Origin of the sequence: Paenarthrobacter sp. PH39-S1 (genome assembly GCF_030063245.1) — a bacterium.
Classification (GTDB): Bacteria; Actinomycetota; Actinomycetes; order Actinomycetales; family Micrococcaceae; genus Arthrobacter_M.
In genome coordinates this window covers 13,322-27,466 of the sequence record NZ_JASISR010000044.1, presented here as the reverse complement: position 1 = coordinate 27,466, position 14,145 = coordinate 13,322, and the positions used below count along the sequence as shown (strand labels likewise).

Genomic DNA, 14,145 nt, shown 5'->3' with positions numbered 1-14,145 from the left:
TGAACAGGTGTCCTTCTCTGTCTGGAAAATTTTGGCTTCGCAACTACTATTTTCCCAGCTCAAGGGGCACTTGTTCGGTTTAACACACCCCTGTCAAAAAGTTCTTACTCGCGGATCCGGGTCAGAGTGAGGTACCTGCCGCTGGAGGTCCGCACTCTTGCGGTGTTTTTCCAGGATTTCCAAACGGCCGCAGCCGGTGTCCTGGCGGTAGGACGGGCGCGGATCCAGCCGTCCATTATGGAGCTCCTGGACGGTGCGTCGTTGCTTGAGCTGGACACCAGACTGGGCTCGGATCTGGTCAGCCGGGGGAATGTGTTGCTGCTGATCCAGACGGACGGCCTGGCAGCCCAGCTGATCACCGCCGGGCCGGAGAAAGCCATACGGCTGATGGACCTGCGCTGAAGCAGCCGAGGCATGGAGGGGGATGTGGAAAGCAGTTGTTGGAGAAGATGTCGCCGTGCTGCGGTCCCGGCTGGCGCACTACATCGTCGAGCTGGAACGGATGGCGGCCCACCACGAGGTGGGTTTGCGTGTGGTGGCTCATGCAGGCGACGGGAACCTGCATCCCACCTTCTGGGTGCCGGGGACAGATCCGCAGAGCACCGGCGCCCTTGCCGCCGCTCTGAACGAATCAATCGACGTCGCACTTGCCATGGGTGGGACCATCACCGGCGAGCACGGGGTGGGGCAGTACAAACTGCGCTGGCTGCCGCTGGAGCAGCATGCCGAGGTGCTTCAGCTGCAGCGGAAAATACGCAACGTCTTTGACCCGCTGGGGATTTTCAATCCGGGCAAGGCAATTCCCGCCTGACCGGAACTTGCAATCAGCCCCAAGCAGGGGAATGATGCCTGTGGACCCTTTCTGGCTCTGGACGGAGCCCTCACCGATTTCGGAGAGACGAATTTGCGGATTTTACTGGGCGCCATGGCGGCCAAGAGCGTGGCCCTCATTGCCGTCCTCTTCCTGATGCTGAGCGTCGTGCTGCTCGTGGCCAGCGGCGCCCATGGTGAAACGTCTGGGCCGTCTTGTCCGCTGCATGCCTTGAAGCTTGTTTGCGGCCAGTTTGGGGAGGTCCCGCCCTCCGCTGGGGCGGGGGAGACGTCTGCCGCGGGCGGCCTGGAGAACGCGCGAGCGGAAGCGGAAAGGCTGGCAGCGGAAATGGCGGCTGCCGACAAGCTGGCCGCAGAGCAGTCGGCGGCCAAGGCACAAGGGAACGAAAAACAAGGTGCGCCCGAAGCGCCCGCAGGGCCTGTTGCCCCCACGATCGCGCCCGTTGCCCCAGCGGCTCCACCCACTTCGGAAGCTGCCACTGCTGAACCAAGTGTAGAGCCAGTAACGGTCCCAACGCCGATTAGCGATAGCGCGTGGCCAACTTATACGGCGACGACATCGGCATCGCAGTCGTCAAGCCCGACGGCGTCTGTCCTGCCGGACACGGCGACGTCCACTGCGGACTTAAATACGGTGCGCGCGGGATCAAGTGGTCCGAACCTGTGGACGATTCTGCTGATCCTGGCAGCGGCCGTCGTCGTGGCTGGCGGCACTCTGGCCATCTATATGCTCAACCGCGCCAACGCCGGGCGGCACTGACGACTCCGCACTGACGACCCTGCACTGGCTACTCTGCAGAGGCGACCCTGAACTGAACACTCCCGGCACCGGCGTGCCCGAACGGACGGTTCGGTGCAGGCAGAAACTAGCCTGATCCTTCACCGAGCGAGCCGCCTTCAAGGATTTTCATGGTGGCGGTATCGGCCGTCAGCATGATGGCGGCCTCGTCGCGGCGGTGCCGCAGTACAGTATCGAGGTACGACTGCACGGCCTCCGCGAGCGGGACGTTGCGGTCTTCCTGCTCGGACATGTACCAGCGGTGCTCCAGCACCTCATGGACCACTTCGGCGGGTTCAAGCTTCCCGCCAAGCTCCCGCGGAATGGAGCGGACAATGGGTTCGAAAACGTGGCTCACCCAGGAGTGCGCGCTGATTTCCTCGTCCTGCCCCGGGTAATTGTCGGCCCGGTAGGTATCCATGTCGTTGAGCAGCCGCCGTGCCTGGTTCTCCTGGGCATCAATCCCGGTCAACCGCAGCATCCGGCGCTGGTGGTGCCCGGCGTCAACCACCTTGGGCTGCAGCTGGATGGTGGCTCCGTCCGGAGTGGTCTTGATGGCGTACTCGCCGACGTCGAAGCCCAATTCATTGAGACGGCGGATGCGCGCGCCCACGCGCCAGCGCTCACCCAGTTCGAATGACTCCTTTTCCGTCAGCTCGCCCCACAGCCGGCGGTAACTGTCCATGATGAGTTCACTGGTGGCGACGGGATCCACCTTCTCCTCAATCAGCCCGCCCTCCAGGAGATCCATGAGTTCGCCGGCGATGTTCACCCGGGCAATCTCCAGATCGTACTCGCGCTGGCCGGTGGAGAGATCCGGGTACAGTTCGCCGGTCTCGGCGTCCACCAAATAGGCTGCAAAGGCTCCGGCATCGCGGCGGAAAAGTGTGTTGGACAGCGAGACGTCCCCCCAGTAAAAGCCGATCAGGTGCAGCCGGACCAGCAGCAGCGCCTGAGCATCTATCAAGCGGGTGAGGGTGTCCCGGCGCAGCATCTGGGAGAAGAGCGCGCGGTAGGGCAGGGAGAACTTCAGGTGGCGGGTGACCAGCACGGGATCCAGGGGTGCACCGTGCGCTGTGGTCCGGCCGCTGATGACGGCGACGGGCTGGACGCAGGGAACGTCCAGGCGCTGCAGTTTGCGGAGCATGTGGTACTCGTGCCGGGCCACGTGCTCGCTGGTTTCCTTGATGGCAATGATGGACCCACTGAGGTGGGCAAAACGGACCACGTGCCGGGAAATCCCCCGCGGAAGCGCCGCCAGGCTTTCTTCGGGCCAGTCTTCGAGGGCAATGTGCCAGGGAAGATCCAGCAGTTCCGGATCCGCGGTGGCGGCGGTGATGTTCAGCGAGCCCATCACGGCCGCCGGCGGGGCCACTGCACGCGGCAGCTTCCCCCTCTGCTCGAAATCTGTGGGCTCGTCCGTCCACTTGGCACCGGCTGATTCCGTCATGCGTCAATTCTTCCTTAACCTCGGTTAAACATTGTGGTCCCGGGTTCCCTGGTCGCCACACGGCGCGGGGCGCCTTGGTCGACCACCGGGAATCCGGGACCACAAGTTCAGCCGGTCCACGGGAAGCCGGGACCAGGGAATACGGTCAGCTAGTCTCCGAGCCGCAGACCGGACGAGCTGTCAAACAGGTGTACGTGACCCTGCTGCGGGCGGACGTGGATGGTGTCCCCCTTCAGCGGTGGGCGGCGGCCGTCCACTCGGGCCACCATGTCATGATCCTTGCCGTCCAAGGTGGTGTGTCCGTAGATATACGCGTCGGCGCCGAGTTCCTCGACGACATCGACCTCCACCGGCAGTCCTTCGCCTTCGGGTGCCGTTTCCAGATCCTCCGGGCGCACGCCCAAGGTGACGGTGTTGCCCGCGGCAGCCTCCAGCACGTCCCGCGGCACCGGGTAAACAATCCCGCCGAACTTCACGCCGCCGTCGACTACGGGCAGTTCCAGCAGGTTCATGGCGGGAGAGCCGATGAAACCGGCCACAAAAACGTTCAGGGGCTTGTCGTAAAGGTTGCGCGGAGTGTCGACCTGCATCAGCAGCCCGTCCTTGAGCACAGCCACGCGATCGCCCATTGTCATGGCTTCAACCTGGTCGTGCGTGACGTACACGGTGGTAACGCCAAGCCGGCGGGTCAGCGAGGCGATCTGGGTGCGGGTCTGCACGCGGAGCTTGGCATCGAGGTTGGAGAGCGGTTCGTCCATCAGGAAGACCTGCGGATTACGCACGATGGCGCGGCCCATGGCGACACGCTGGCGCTGACCGCCGGAAAGAGCCTTGGGCTTCCGGTCCAGATATGCCTCGAGATCCAGCAGTCGGGCGGCTTCCTGCACCCGCTTGGCGCGTTCCTCCTTGGGGATACCGGCAATCTTCAGGGCAAAGCCCATGTTGTCGGCCACCGACATGTGCGGGTAGAGCGCGTAATTCTGGAAAACCATCGCGATGTCGCGGTCCTTCGGGGGAACATCGGTGACGTCGCGGTCGCCGATCAGAATCCGGCCGGAGTTAACGTCCTCGAGGCCTGCCAGCATGCGCAGCGAGGTCGACTTACCGCAACCGGAGGGTCCTACGAGGACGAGGAATTCGCCATCGGCAATTTCAATGTTGAGCCTGTCAACAGCGGGCTTCTCGGTGCCCGGGTACAAACGCGTAGCGTTGTCGAAAGTAACTGTAGCCACAGTCTTCAATCCCTTCATCGGCAGGTACGTGCCGAACGATCCGTAGTGAATGGTTTGTTTTATTCAGTTATGCGGCGCCGCTTCCCGAAGGAAACCGCAAAGTTGTGCGGTGCGTCACAGCAACATTATGGCACACATAACGATGTGGGATTTTCACTGCGCGGAATTGATAGCCCTCCATAGCCCCTGCACGGTTTTGTATGGCGCTGCTTTACTGCGTGACTTTCACTGTGCGGATTTGTTCAGATACGTGGTTCGCCGCGAAAGTACCAGCTCCAGCAGAGGTGTAACCGCCTCCGGTGAGCCGATCCGGAACCGCGCGGCGGTCTCCCCGGCACCGACCTTGACGCCGACGTCGTCGAGCTCCAGCGCCCGGAAGCCGTGCTCGTCGGTAACATCATCACCCGCGAAGAGCACGGCCGTGGGGTGCGCGGCGCCGCGCAGAACCCGCAGACCGTCGCCCTTGTCCGCCTTCAGCACCGAAACTTCGAGCACCCGCTTGCCCTCACTGACGTAGACCCCGGGCAGCGCATCCAAAGCTTGGTGTGCCTGCGCGACCGCGGACGCGGCCACCGGTTGCTCGGCCAGGCGGGTGTGCAGCACCACACCGGCCGGCTTCATTTCGAGCAGCGTCCCCGCATGCCGGCCGGCGATGTCCTGCAGAATTGTGCTCGTCCGCGCGAGCAGCTCAGCGCCGGCGCGACTCAACGTCAGCGGCTCCGCGTCCGGCCCCAGCCAGACCTCCGCGCCGTGGCTGCCAATCAGCAGGCTCTCCCGGGGCGGAGCGGCAACCACCCGCAGACTGGCAAGGGCGCGCCCGGAGATGAGCGCCGTCGTCGTACTTGGCAGTTTCGCGATGGCGGCGAACGCCGACGCGGTGGCCGGGAGCGGCCGTGCGTCGCCGGCGAGCGGGACCAGCGGGGACATGGTGCCGTCAAAATCCATCGCCACCAGCAGTCGGGGGGTACGGCACAGACCGTCGACGGCGGCCGTCAGCTCTGTGGGCAGACTGGTCAGGCCGGTGGGCACGCCGGTCAGTCCGGCGGGTTTTCCCGGGGGCCGGTCAGCGGTCATCGCGGACCGCTTTTTCGTCCAGCGCGATCAGGAAGTCCTGCGACCAGCGCTCCACGTCATGGTCCAGGACCTGCCGGCGCATGGCCCGCATCCGCCGGCTGGAGGCGGCCGGGCTGAGGTTTATGGCGGCCATGATGGTCTCTTTCAGTCCATCAATGTCATGCGGGTTGACCAGCAGCGCCTGCCGCAGCTGGTCCGCGGCCCCGGTGAATTCGCTGAGCACCAGCGCACCGGTGTTGTTGATCCTGGCCGCAACGTATTCCTTGGCCACCAGATTCATGCCGTCGCGCAGGGCGGTGACCAGCATGACGTCGGCTGCGAGGTACAGGGCCACCATCTCCTCCACCGGATAACTGTGGTGCAGATACCTCACCGCGGTGTTCTGGATGGTGTCGAACTGGCCGTTGATCCGGCCCACTGTGCCCTCGACCTCTTCGCGCAGCAGCCGGTAGCTCTCCACCCGCTCACGGCTGGGGCTGGCGACCTGGATCATCGACGCGTCCTCGACCTTGACGTTGCCCTCGTTGAGCAGTTCGCCGTAGGCCTTTAGCCGGTGCGAGATGCCCTTGGTGTAGTCGAGCCGGTCCACCCCGAGCAGGATGGTCTTGGGATTGCCTAGATCGCTGCGGATCTGCCGGGACCGCTCGACCACGTCCGGGCGCTGGGCCAGCTTCTGGATCTGGTCCACGTCGATGGAGATGGGGAACGCCTCGGCCCGCGCGATGTGGCTGATTCCGCCGTCGGGATTTCGGACATGCACCTGCTGCTGTTTCACGCTCGCCCCCAGGAAACGCCTGGCCGAGCGCAGGAAATTGGCCGTGTCATTGGGCCGCTGGAAACCGATCAGATCCGCCCCGAGCAGACCGTCGATAATGGCCCGGCGCCAGGGCAGCTGAGCGAAGATCTCCGGCGGGGGGAACGGGATATGGTTGAAGAACCCGATCCGCAGATCCGGCCTACTCTGCCGCAGGTACCGCGGCACCAGCTGCAGCTGGTAGTCCTGCACCCAGACGGTGGCGCCTTTCGCCGCGGAGCGGGCTGCCGCATCGGCAAACCGGTGATTGATCCTGCGGTAGACGTCCCACCAGGTCCGGTGGAACTCCGGCGGCGCAATGACGTCGTGATAGAGCGGCCAGAGCGTCGAATTTGAGAAGCCCTCGTAATAAAGCTCAACCTCATCATTGCTGAGCGTCACCGGGATCAGGCGCATGCCGTCGTTGTCGAAGGCTTCCACCTCCTCATCCGGCGCACCGTGCCAACCCACCCAGGCGCCGTCGGCCTTGTTCATCACCGGGGCAAGAGCGGTGACCAGTCCGCCGGGGGAGCGCCGCCAGCCGCCTTCGTCTTCGGACGCCGGGACCCTGTCCACCGGCAGCCGGTTGGACACGACGATGAAGTCGTAGTCTCCCATGGGGGCGTCGCCCATCGGCTTGCGCTCGTGAATGATCTGACTCGGACGTGTCTGAGGATCTGACAACAGTGTCTCCCGCGTTCGTTTGGTGCTTAGCTGCCAGCTTATAGGCACCGGAATCATCCGTCCCGCTGGCACGTTATCCGGAGCGTGAGAGAAGCTCCCGGGTTCTTCCCCTAAAATGGGGAAGTTGCCGCCGCGTGGCAAGCTGCCGCGCCCATTGACACGAGGAACTATGACCCCCCAGAACGAGCCACGGCTGAGCAAGACCGAACGAACTGCACAAGCGCGTGAACAGGCCCGCCGGATCCGCGAAGCCCACGCGAAGAAGGAGAAACGCAACGGCTGGCTGATCCGCGGCGGCGTGCTGCTTGCCGCCGTCGTCGTTGTTGTTATTGTCGCTTTGCTGATCGTTCAGGGGACCAAAAAGCCGGAGGCCATCGCGGACAGCGGTCCGGTTCCGGCCAACGCCAATACTTACGGCGGCGTGGTGCAGGACCAGAACGGCGTGGTGAAGAACGCTTCCCCGGGCGAGGTTAATAAGGCAACCCTGCCGGCGGCGCCAACGTCTGCTGCGGCCAGCGCCGCTGCCACCGATCTGGCCTCCATCGGCATCGCGCCCAGCGCCGACGGCAAGCCCGTTCAAATTGTGGCCTACATCGACTACATCTGCCCGGCCTGCAACCAGTTTGAGACCAAATTCGGACCCCAGCTCAAGCAATGGCAGGACAGCGGGAAGGCGACCATCGAGTACCGGGCCGCCGGGATTTTGGACCAGTTCTCCACGACCAACTACTCCTCCCGCTCTGCCGCGGCGGCTGCCTGCCTGGTCGATACGTCACCGGATAAATTCGCCGACTACTTCACCCAGCTCTTCGCCCAGCAGCCGGCGGAAAACAGCGCCGGGCTGAGCAACGATCAGCTCAAGAAGATAGCCAGGGACGTCGGAGCCGCGGATATCGGCAGCTGCGTGGACAACAAGACCTACCGCCCGTTCGTCCAGTACAGCACGGCGACCGCGCATGCCCACGGCGTCAACGGCACACCGACGGTTTTTGTGGACGGCAAGCAGTACACCGATACGACCGTTGCGTTCGACGCGTTCGCGCAGCCGATCATCGACGCGAAGAAGTAGCCTCGGGTCCGGGCCGGCTAGACCGGACAGTGCGGGCCGCTCCGGGCAGGGAGCTCTTTCCCTGCCCGAGCAGCGGTTCTTGGGTCTTGGAGTGCGTTGGGAATTTAGCGTTGCGCGCGCCCCTGGGCTAGTCTTATTTAGCTGGCTTTCGGGCCGGCCGGCTGGCAGTTGGTCAGCACGCCTCCTTAGCTCAGTTGGCCAGAGCACCTGTCTTGTAAACAGGGGGTCGCCGGTTCGAATCCGGCAGGAGGCTCCGCCGTAAGGTCCGCAATCGTTGGGTCTTCGGTAGGTGGACTGGCCCCGATAAGGGCCCATTCCAACTCATGTCTCCACAAACTCTCCACAATGGGCCTCCGAATTCATCAGTTTTCATCCTTCTAGGCGATCGGCGGAGGCTCATCCTTCGGGCTGAAGGCATCCACGACGGCGCTGGTGTCCAGGGCCTCCTGATACTCATCAATGTGGTGCTGTTGGATCATGGAGACCTTTGAATGTCCGGCCTGGTAAGCGGCCGCCTCGACTCCCATGGCCCCACCCTGATCGCGAACTTCGTGTTCATGATCGTGACGCTGACCATGCCCGAAGCGGCCCTTGTCAGTTGGGGCTGGCGCATCCCGTTCCTGGCCAGCGCCATCCTGATCGGTGTAGGGCTGTGGGTGCGGCTCTCCATTGAGGAGACCCCGGCGCTCCGGGCCGTAAAGGAAACGGGAGTAAAAGCCGCGCTGCCCTTTGCGGAACTCATGCGCAAGAACCGGAACCAGGTGCTGCTCGGCGCAATCGCCACCCTGTCCACCGGCGTCTTCAACATCCTGGTCGCAGTCGCTCCCTCCTTTGGAAAGAACAGTCTCGGCTACACCACCAACGACGTGCTGCTCGCCGTCGTCGTGTCCTGCTTCGTAGGCCTGGTGGCCATCCCGTTCTTCGGGTGGCTCTCCGACAAGGTGGGCCGCAAGACGACCATCATCGGCGGCATGATTGGTCAAATGGTTCTGGCGTTCCCGGTGTTCTGGCGGATGGGCACGCACAGCGTGGCGAACATGATCCTGGGCTACGTGCTGATGAGGATCGTCTTCTCTGCCAACTACGCCCCACCGCAAGTAACCGCATCCAGTTCGGCGCCCGTGTGTGTGATCGACCATCTTAGTCCGTTTCAGCCAAGGAACCCTGCCGAGTTAGTGGCCGGTTTCCGAACAAAAAGAGCGCTAATAATCACGCCAGGCATTTCTGACCTGCCCTGGAGATTTCGGCCCTCCTAAGATGAGGTGCTACTGAAAGAGAGATCAGCATGTCTGTATCGAGTCGGCGGTACACTCAGGAATTCAAGGATGAGTTGTGTCGTGAGGTGATCTCCGCGTCCAAGCCCATCAAGGATGTAGCCGTCGCTTATGGCGTTTGCCCCGAGACCCTGCGGAACTGGTTGGTCAAGTATCGAGAAGCCAACGGCAGGACTGAGACCGATTTGACGGTCTCGGAACGCGTCCGACTCAAGGAGCTTGAGCGGGAAATCAGGAGCTCCGGGCCGAGACGGCGTCCTTGAAAAAAGCCAGCGCTTACTTCGCGAGGGAGCAGCGGTGGGGTGCGACCGTCGGTGGGGTATCGCTTATTCCCCGGCTTGCCTGATGTTGGAATGAATGGATTTTTCAACCTCTGGAAGTTTTCGACTCGGGGGAGTGGCGGGCGCCCGGCGGGTATACACCTGAGTTGACAACCCAACCCTAGTCGGGCACATCGACAGCTTAGCCCGGATGGATGAGCGGAACGTTGAGGCTGATGGCGTTGTGCAGGGCCAATCCGGCGGCCCCAACTGCATCCTCGGACTCGGTCCATGACTTGACAGTGATGTCCAGCGGATGCAGGAACTTCAGCACCGTTTCATCCAGGCCGCGGCGGAATCCGTCGTCCAGGTATTCCCAGAGCGACATGGTTTGACCGCTCACGATGATCGTGCCGATACCAAGCAGGTTGACGACGCCGCCCACGGCGCGGCCCACGCGGTGGCCAGTTTCGGCCAGGAAGGCCAGGACGGTCGGGTCGCCGGCTTGCGACGCCGTCAGCACGCCGGACAGTGATTTGGGCTCGCCGGTCGCCGGTGCCGTCCTTATAACTTCGTTCAGTCCTGCGTAGACCTGCAGGCAGCCGTAGTTTCCGCACAAGCACAGGGGTCCGTCCGGGTCGATCGACATGTGCCCAAACTCTGTGGAGGAACCGGTGGAGCCGTAAAAGACCTTGCGGTGGTTGACGATTCCCAGGCCGACGCCGAAGCCCAGGCCCAGCAGCAGGAAGTCGTCCTTGTTGCGGCCGAGCCCAAAACTCACTTCGCGGGTGGAGAGCGCAAAAAGGTCGTTGGAGACGAAAACGGGCATGTTGAGGGACCGTTCCAGCTGGGTGCCAAGATTGAAGTCGCGCCAGTTCAAGGTGGCGGAAATCCGTACCGTGGAAAGTGCCTGGTCCACGGCGCCCGAGACGGAAATCCCAATCGCCACCACGCGCTCCGGATGCTCCATGAAACTTTGCTGTTCAATGACCATGGCCTTGAACTGGCCCAAGGGATTGGATGACGGATCGAATGACGTGGTCCGTGCGTCGGTGATGGTTCCGTCAATGAGCATGGACACAATCGTGACGCTGGTGGGCGTCACGCTCATGCCGATGATTACGGCAGATTCAGCCACCAATTCGACTGGCACCCGGGGACGGCCGGCACCGGCACGAGCATCGGCAGGCAGCTCACGCACGTAGCCATCACTCATGAGCCGGCGCACCTGTGCGGTGACGGTCGCCGGCCCCAAATTGAGCTTCTTGGCGATTTCGCTGCGGCTTAGCTTCCCCAGCTGCCCCAGCAGGCCAACGATTTCCGCGCGGCTCACAGCGTCACGGGTGGGGCTCATGTGTGGGCGGATGCCTGCTGTGGACATAATTACCCCTCCTCCTTGACTGTGGGTCCAACTGTGATTACGCTAACACCACACCAATAATTCGACGCCGAATTAATTATGCACCCGTGACCGCTGAACGCCTAAAGCCACTGAAGGATTGTCATGAAACTAGCAACGAAGCTCGCCGCCATAGCCGTTGGAAGCGCCCTTGCACTCGGGGCCAGCGCGTGCAGCCCCTCCTCGTCGGGATCGGCCGGTGGCGGGGAGGCTGCCGGTAATGTCACGCTCGACTGGTCATTCTGGTCACAGGGCGATGAAGGCAACAAGACGTGGGAGGACCTCGCGTCCCAGGTGACGGCGAAGTACCCGAACATCAAGGTCAACCTGACCACGGCCCCCTTCTCCGACTACTTCACCAAGCTCCAGTCCCAGCTGGCATCGGGCACGGCGCCGTGCATTGTGAGCATGCAGAGTCTCCGCCTGCCGGCTTTTGCCAAGGCCATGACCCCGCTCGACGGCGAGCTGGCCAAGGCGGCCGGGTTCACCGCAAGTGAATGGGACGCAGGGGCGTTGAAGGCCCTGCAAAGCGGCGACAAGCAGTACGCCCTGCCCTATGGCCTCTCCACCATGGTCATGTACTACAACAAGGATGCCTTCAAGGCGGCCGGCGTCGCCGAGCCAAAAGACGACTGGACCACCGACGACTTCGTCGCCGCCGCGCAAAAGATCACCAAGGCAACGAACAAGCCCGCCTTCGGCCAAAGTTTTTCCGACCTCCACATGTCCGCCCAGCTCCTGGCCTACAACGGAGCCAAGCCGGTTTCCTCCGAGGGAAAACTGCAGATGACGGACAAGACTTTTGAGGATTCCTTCGCTTGGTACTCCAGTCTGGCCACCGACAAAAAGATCAGTAGCGTCCCTGCCAGCTCCTCCGACGTCCCCTGGGGCGAGCAACAGTTCGTTGCAGGCAACGTAGCCATGGCCGTTGACGGCTCCTGGAACCTGAAGAGCAATGTCACCGACGCCGCCGGCTTCAACGTAGGCGTCGTTGCCCTGCCGCAGGGACCCAACGGCGGCGGCACCTTCTCCGCCAACTCCGGGTTCGGCATCTCCTCCACCTGCAAGAACAAGACCGAGGCGGCCAAGGCCATCGGCGTCCTGACAGACGCGCAGTCACAAATGGCGTCCGCCGCGTCGGGCAACATCCCTGCCCGCACCGCCGCCCTCCCGGCGTTCATCGACGCCCTGAAAAAGGACATCGACCCCAAGAACCCTGGGTACTCCGAACAGGTGGCCCAGGTGACCAAAGACTCCTCGGCGATGGCAGTTCCGTTCATCAGCACCAACAACTGGGATGCGGTCACCAAGCTGATGGCCCAGCAGTTCCAGCAGGCCTACACGGGAAAGAGCTCGCCCGCCGATGCGCTGAACAACGTTCAGCAAAGCGGAGCCAAGTAAGTCCATCTCCTTCCGCACCGGGCCGCAGCAGAAAGGCACCACCTTGACGGCAATAAGCAACAAAACCGTGCAGCGAAGGATCCCCGATCCGGCTGCCCCGATTAAGCGGAAGAAGAAGTCCGATTCTCGCGCGGCGCTGGGGTTCCTCACCCCCAGCGCCGTGGGGATGACAGTGTTCATCCTCTTCCCGACCATCCTGGCGGTCGCCACCAGCTTCTTCAACTGGCCGACCTTTGGCGACATCTCTTTCGCAGGGCTGGGGAACTACCGTAATTTGTTCGCCCCCGGCAGCCAATTCCCGGCCGCCCTGGTGAACACACTCGTCTTTACGCTTCTGGTAGTGCCCATCAACCTCGTCCTGACCCTGTCCACCGCCTTTTGGGTTTCCACCAGCCGGTTTAGCCGCCTGTACCGGGTCCTGTTTTTCCTTCCGGTCGTCACTCCCACGGTTGCAACCGCCGTGATCTGGAAACTGATCTACCAGCCCAATGGCCTGGTGGACTCGACCATGCAGAGCCTGTTCGGGATCCACCTGCCCAACCTCCTGGGTGACAGCAGCACGGCCCTGCTGGCCGTCGTCGTCGTAATCATTTGGCAAGGCTTTGGCTACAACATGCTCATCTTCTCCGCCGCCATCGACCAACTGCCCCAGGACATCCTTGACGCGTCCAAGCTCGACGGCGCCCACGGCCTGACACAACTTCTGCGCATCAAACTGCCGCTCCTGACACCCGCCATCTTCTTTGCCTCCACGGTCACCATGATTTCGGCCTTCCAAATGTTCTCCGAACCATTCGTTATGACCGCCGGAGGGCCCGGAACATCCACCGTCACCGTCGTGATGAACGTCTACCAAACCGCTTTCCAGGGCGGCGAGCTCGGCGCCGCCGCCGCACCCGCCATCATCCTCTTTGTCCTGATCCTCGTCGTCACGATGATCCAGTGGCTGGGACAAAAGAAATGGGTACATTATGACCAGTAGTCAGCTCCAGTCCCCATCCCGCCGACAGTCCGCCCAGGCCGTCCAAGCAGCGGTCCGCAGGAATAAACCGCAGTTCCGGCCGCTGAAAGTGGCCGGTGAAGTGGTGCTTGGCGTGGTGGTCCTCGCCTTCCTTTTTCCCATCATTTTCACGTTCTTCTCAGCATTGAAGCCCAACGGGGAGATCTTCTCCCAGCCGCCGTCCTTGATCGGCTCGGAAATACGGTGGCAGAACTTCGTGGAAGTCTTCAACTACACGCCGTTTTTGCGGTTCATCGTCAACGGCCTGATTATCTCCATTTCCGGAACCATCATTGTTGTGGCGGTGTCATCGCTGGCGGCCTATAGTTTCGGCATCCTCAAGTGGCGGGGGAGGGACAAGTACATGCTCCTGTACCTGGCCACCATGATGATTCCCCAGGAGGTCCTGGTCATCCCCATGTTCCTGCTGATGCAAAAGTTTGGCTGGATCAACTCATGGCAGGCGCTGATTTTGCCATGGGCCTTCGGCGCCTTCGGGGCGTTCCTGCTGCGACAGTTCTTCATCAACATCCCCTACGAGCTGGTGGAGGCCTCCCGCATGGACGGCTGCAGCCAGTGGGGGACGTTTACCCGGATCATCCTGCCCCTGGCCAAGCCGTCGCTGGCCGTCCTGGGCGTGTGGACGTTCATCACCTTCTGGAACAGTTTCCTGTGGCCGTTGATCGTGGTCAACGATGTCAACCAACTGGGCAACGTCTCCCTGGGCCTGCAGACATTCTTCGGCGAACACGGAAGCTCCTGGAACCTGGTGATGGCGGCCTCCGTGATTGCCATTCTGCCCACGCTCATCATGGTTATCGCTCTCCAAAAGCACTTGGTCAAGGGCATTGCCACCGTCGGCCTCGCCGGTCGCTAACCGCCCTCCTCCTACACGAAGGC

The 14,145-nt window shown here is 62.5% G+C and carries 11 protein-coding genes, 1 tRNA gene and 2 pseudogenes; 9 read left to right on the top strand and 5 right to left on the bottom strand.

What is annotated here, in order from left to right; genetic code table 11:
* Positions 1–114: 114 nt before the first annotated feature.
* Positions 115–811, top strand: a pseudogene (locus QMG52_RS19315) (FAD-binding oxidoreductase); the annotation flags it as partial.
* A gap of 93 nt (positions 812–904) precedes the next feature.
* The gene (locus QMG52_RS19310) at positions 905–1,591 is read left to right on the top strand and encodes a hypothetical protein (protein ID WP_283562046.1); all 687 of its coding nucleotides are present in this window, start codon (positions 905–907) and stop codon (positions 1,589–1,591) included.
* A gap of 106 nt (positions 1,592–1,697) precedes the next feature.
* On the opposite strand, the gene QMG52_RS19305 is transcribed toward QMG52_RS19310, so the two are convergent.
* The 4 genes from QMG52_RS19305 to QMG52_RS19290 form a co-directional block, all read right to left on the bottom strand.
* On the bottom strand, positions 1,698–3,059 hold the full coding sequence (locus QMG52_RS19305; protein WP_283562045.1) for a DUF4032 domain-containing protein: 1,362 nt from the start codon (positions 3,057–3,059) through the stop codon (positions 1,698–1,700).
* Positions 3,060–3,208: 149 nt separating this feature from the next.
* On the bottom strand, positions 3,209–4,291 hold the full coding sequence (locus QMG52_RS19300; RefSeq protein ID WP_283562044.1) for an ABC transporter ATP-binding protein: 1,083 nt from the start codon (positions 4,289–4,291) through the stop codon (positions 3,209–3,211).
* A gap of 225 nt (positions 4,292–4,516) precedes the next feature.
* Entirely contained in the window at positions 4,517–5,365 is an 849-nt protein-coding gene (gene otsB, locus QMG52_RS19295) for a trehalose-phosphatase (RefSeq protein ID WP_283562043.1), read from the bottom strand.
* On the bottom strand, positions 5,355–6,791 hold the full coding sequence (locus QMG52_RS19290; protein ID WP_283562047.1) for an alpha,alpha-trehalose-phosphate synthase (UDP-forming): 1,437 nt from the start codon (positions 6,789–6,791) through the stop codon (positions 5,355–5,357). The genes otsB and QMG52_RS19290 overlap by 11 nt, the downstream gene beginning before the upstream one ends.
* A gap of 220 nt (positions 6,792–7,011) precedes the next feature.
* Here QMG52_RS19290 and QMG52_RS19285 point away from each other — a divergent pair, with 220 nt between their 5' ends.
* The 4 genes and pseudogenes from QMG52_RS19285 to QMG52_RS19270 form a co-directional block, all read left to right on the top strand.
* Complete coding sequence (locus tag QMG52_RS19285; protein WP_283562042.1) at positions 7,012–7,911, top strand: DsbA family protein; 900 nt, start codon at positions 7,012–7,014, stop codon at positions 7,909–7,911.
* 179 nt (positions 7,912–8,090) lie between these two features.
* A tRNA-Thr gene (locus QMG52_RS19280) sits at positions 8,091–8,164 on the top strand.
* A gap of 238 nt (positions 8,165–8,402) precedes the next feature.
* Positions 8,403–9,167, top strand: a complete 765-nt coding sequence (locus tag QMG52_RS19275) for an MFS transporter (RefSeq protein WP_283562041.1) — start codon at positions 8,403–8,405, stop codon at positions 9,165–9,167.
* A gap of 29 nt (positions 9,168–9,196) precedes the next feature.
* A pseudogene (locus QMG52_RS19270) lies at positions 9,197–9,485 on the top strand (transposase); the annotation flags it as partial.
* 162 nt (positions 9,486–9,647) lie between these two features.
* Here QMG52_RS19270 and QMG52_RS19265 read toward each other — a convergent pair.
* On the bottom strand, positions 9,648–10,826 hold the full coding sequence (locus QMG52_RS19265) for an ROK family transcriptional regulator (RefSeq protein WP_283562040.1): 1,179 nt from the start codon (positions 10,824–10,826) through the stop codon (positions 9,648–9,650).
* Positions 10,827–10,949: 123 nt separating this feature from the next.
* Between QMG52_RS19265 and QMG52_RS19260 the strand changes: the two genes are divergently transcribed.
* The 3 genes from QMG52_RS19260 to QMG52_RS19250 are packed head-to-tail and all read left to right on the top strand — an operon-like array spanning position 10,950 to position 14,122.
* The gene (locus tag QMG52_RS19260; protein ID WP_283562039.1) at positions 10,950–12,245 is read left to right on the top strand and encodes an ABC transporter substrate-binding protein; all 1,296 of its coding nucleotides are present in this window, start codon (positions 10,950–10,952) and stop codon (positions 12,243–12,245) included.
* 43 nt (positions 12,246–12,288) lie between these two features.
* Entirely contained in the window at positions 12,289–13,227 is a 939-nt protein-coding gene (locus QMG52_RS19255; protein ID WP_283562038.1) for a carbohydrate ABC transporter permease, read from the top strand.
* Positions 13,217–14,122, top strand: a complete 906-nt coding sequence (locus tag QMG52_RS19250) for a carbohydrate ABC transporter permease (protein ID WP_283562037.1) — start codon at positions 13,217–13,219, stop codon at positions 14,120–14,122. The genes QMG52_RS19255 and QMG52_RS19250 overlap by 11 nt, the downstream gene beginning before the upstream one ends.
* The last annotated feature ends 23 nt before the right edge of the window (positions 14,123–14,145 follow it).

Coding starts and splice junctions, on each gene's coding strand:
- QMG52_RS19305 (WP_283562045.1), bottom strand. CDS start 3,059: ATGACGGAATCAGCCGGTGCCAAGTGGACGGACGAGCCCACAGATTTC.
- otsB (WP_283562043.1), bottom strand. CDS start 5,365: ATGACCGCTGACCGGCCCCCGGGAAAACCCGCCGGACTGACCGGCGTG.
- QMG52_RS19290 (WP_283562047.1), bottom strand. CDS start 6,791: ATGGGCGACGCCCCCATGGGAGACTACGACTTCATCGTCGTGTCCAAC.
- QMG52_RS19285 (WP_283562042.1), top strand. CDS start 7,012: ATGACCCCCCAGAACGAGCCACGGCTGAGCAAGACCGAACGAACTGCA.
- QMG52_RS19275 (WP_283562041.1), top strand. CDS start 8,403: ATGTCCGGCCTGGTAAGCGGCCGCCTCGACTCCCATGGCCCCACCCTG.
- QMG52_RS19265 (WP_283562040.1), bottom strand. CDS start 10,826: ATGTCCACAGCAGGCATCCGCCCACACATGAGCCCCACCCGTGACGCT.
- QMG52_RS19260 (WP_283562039.1), top strand. CDS start 10,950: ATGAAACTAGCAACGAAGCTCGCCGCCATAGCCGTTGGAAGCGCCCTT.
- QMG52_RS19250 (WP_283562037.1), top strand. CDS start 13,217: ATGACCAGTAGTCAGCTCCAGTCCCCATCCCGCCGACAGTCCGCCCAG.